We start from the raw sequence: 2216 nt of genomic DNA, 5'->3' as shown, positions 1-2216 counted from the left end.
TGTACTTATAGTAAAGGAGGTGATCCAACCACAGGTTCCCCTACGGTTACCTTGTTACGACTTCACCCCAGTTATGAATCACAAAGTGGTAAGCGCCCTCCATAAAGGTTAAGCAACTTACTTCTTTTACAACTCACTTCCATGGTGTGACGGGCGGTGTGTACAAGGCCCGGGAACGTATTCACCGTAGCGTTCTGATCTACGATTACTAGCGATTCCGACTTCATGGAGTCGAGTTGCAGACTCCAATCCGAACTACGATATATTTTGTGAGATCCGCTTACTCTCGCGAGGATGCTTCCCTTTGTATATACCATTGTAGCACGTGTGTAGCCCTGGTCGTAAGGGCCATGATGACTTGACGTCGTCCCCACCTTCCTCCGGTTTATCACCGGCAGTTTCCTTTGAGTTCCCGGCCGAACCGTTGGCAACAAAGGACAAGGGTTGCGCTCGTTGCGGGACTTAACCCAACATTTCACAACACGAGCTGACGACAGCCATGCAGCACCTGTCTCATGGTTCCCGAAGGCACTAAAGTATCTCTACTAAATTCCATGGATGTCAAGACCAGGTAAGGTTTTTCGCGTTGCATCGAATTAAACCACATGCTCCACCGCTTGTGCGGGCCCCCGTCAATTCATTTGAGTTTTAACCTTGCGGTCGTACTCCCCAGGCGGTCGACTTAACGCGTTAGCTACGAAAGTTACAAGTCAAGCTTACAACCTCCAAGTCGACATCGTTTACAGCATGGACTACCAGGGTATCTAATCCTGTTTGCTACCCATGCTTTCGCACCTCAGCGTCAGTATTCATCCAGGGGGCCGCCTTCGCCACTGGTATTCCTCCAGATATCTACGCATTTCACCGCTACACCTGGAATTCTACCCCCCTCTATGAAACTCAAGTATATCAGTTTCAAATGCAATTCCTAAGTTAAGCTCAGGGATTTCACATCTGACTTAATATACCGCCTACGTGCTCTTTACGCCCAGTAATTCCGATTAACGCTCGCACCCTCCGTATTACCGCGGCTGCTGGCACGGAGTTAGCCGGTGCTTCTTTTACAAGTAACGTCAGTAATAAAATTTATTAAATTTTATTATTTCTTTCTTGTTGAAAGTACTTTACAACCCTAAGGCCTTCTTCATACACGCGGCATAGCTGCATCAGGCTTTCGCCCATTGTGCAATATTCCCCACTGCTGCCTCCCGTAGGAGTCTGGACCGTGTCTCAGTTCCAGTGTGGCTGATCATCCTCTCAGACCAGCTAGAGATCGTAGCCTAGGTAAGCTTTTACCTTACCTACTAGCTAATCTCGTCTGGGTTCATCTAATGGTATGAGGTTTTATAAAAATCATAAAATCCCCCACTTTAATCTTACGATATTATGCGGTATTAGCTATCGTTTCCAATAGTTATCCCCCTCCAAAAGGCAGATCCCCAGATATTACTCACCCGTCCGCCGCTTGCCAACAATAAATAGTAAACTATTTATCTTGATGCCGCTCGACTTGCATGTGTTAAGCTTGCCGCCAGCGTTCAATCTGAGCCATGATCAAACTCTTCAATTAAAAACAAAAAATTTTAATATAAATTATATATACATTCTCTAAAATAGAATGCCCACATAAATTTTCTGATAAATTATTAAAGAACTAAAATTAATTACCTAATAATTTTATATTACTCTATTATGTTTTAATGTCAAATTTTTTATATTAAAATATTTTTTATTTACTTAACATATTGAATTTCTAATATTTTAAATGTTATTTCTCCTTTAGGAGTTTTTATTAAAACAATATTATTTTTTTTTTTACCAATTAATCCTCTAGCAAGAGGAGCATTAATTGAAATTAATTTTTTTTTTAAATTAGCTTCATCATCACCAACAATTTTATAAGATACTATTGTATGGGTAATTATATTAATGATTTTAACAGTAGATCCAAAAACAACTATTCCTTTATTTTTTATTTTAGTAATATCGATTATCTGACAATTAGATAATTTTAATTCTATTTCTTTAATTCGTCCTTCACAAAAACTTTGTTCTTCACGTGCAGCATGATATTCAGCATTTTCTTTTAAATCACCATGTTTTCTTGCTTCAATAATATCATGAATTATTTTATGTCTTTTTATATTTTTTAATTGATTTAACTCTTTAATTAATTTTTCTGATCCTTTTAAAGTCATAGGTATTTTGTTTATCAT

Annotated in this window: 1 protein-coding gene and 1 rRNA gene; both read right to left on the bottom strand. The window is 38.9% G+C overall.

Annotation, left to right across the window (positions count from 1 at the left end; all coding sequences use genetic code 11):
- Nucleotides 1-12: 12 nt before the first annotated feature.
- Nucleotides 13-1570, bottom strand: a 16S ribosomal RNA gene (locus GJT84_RS00010).
- Between the two features lie 163 nt (nucleotides 1571-1733).
- Nucleotides 1734-2216 carry a transcription elongation factor GreA gene (greA, locus tag GJT84_RS00005; protein WP_211080600.1) on the bottom strand — a complete coding sequence of 161 codons (483 nt, stop codon included), beginning with the start codon at nucleotides 2214-2216 and terminating at the stop codon, nucleotides 1734-1736.

This window comes from Enterobacteriaceae endosymbiont of Plateumaris sericea, assembly GCF_012562605.1.
Classification (GTDB): Bacteria; Pseudomonadota; Gammaproteobacteria; order Enterobacterales; family Enterobacteriaceae.
The sequence above is the reverse complement of the archived record's forward strand: the minus strand, read 5'-3'. Positions and strand labels throughout refer to the sequence as shown.